Raw genomic sequence first — 574 nt, 5'->3', positions numbered from 1 at the left:
AGGCCGTTAGCGCCGACACCGAGCGCAGGATCGAGGTCCACTGGTAGTAATCCAGGGGGCCGCCGACATGCTCCTCTTCGGGCAACAGGACGTGATACTTGACGTCGAGAATGCGCGCGGTGTTGTCGGCGCGCTCCAGATGCACGCCCATCCGCGAGAACCAGTAGGCGTCGTTGCGCAGCATGGTCCGGTAGGCCGAGCCGTCGAAGCGCAGCGAGGTCTCCTGCACGAAGCGCAGGAATTTTGCGAGTTCCTCGCGCGTCGAGGTGCCCTTGCTCCAGACCTCCTGCAATTCGATCCAGGCCGAGTTGATGGTGTCCCACATCTCGCTGGTGAGCGCGGTGCGCACCGAGCGCGAGTTGAGCCGTGCTGCCTCAATGCAGTTCCGGATCGACGACGGATTGTTCGGCGAGAACGACAGGTATTCGACGACGTTGTGCTCGTTGGCTTCCTGGTACTGCTGATAGAAGCTCGCGGCGACGCCCGCGGTCAGCAGCGCCGAGTCCCATTCATTTGTCTTGCCGATATAGGCGGCGGGCAGCGCGGTCACGCGCAAGGTCGCATCGATGGTGCG

1 protein-coding gene is annotated in these 574 nt (G+C 63.2%); it reads right to left on the bottom strand.

Annotated features, from left to right (window positions below; all coding sequences use genetic code 11):
• The coding region (locus tag ACMGDK_RS19740) for an alpha-E domain-containing protein (protein WP_436809514.1) at positions 1 to 574 on the bottom strand (574 nt) is incomplete at both ends.

Source organism: Chryseobacterium hilariae (assembly GCF_051400735.1).
Lineage (GTDB): Bacteria > Bacteroidota > Bacteroidia > Flavobacteriales > Weeksellaceae > Chryseobacterium.
Note: the sequence above shows the minus strand (reverse complement) of the source record. Positions and strands in the feature narration are given on the sequence as shown.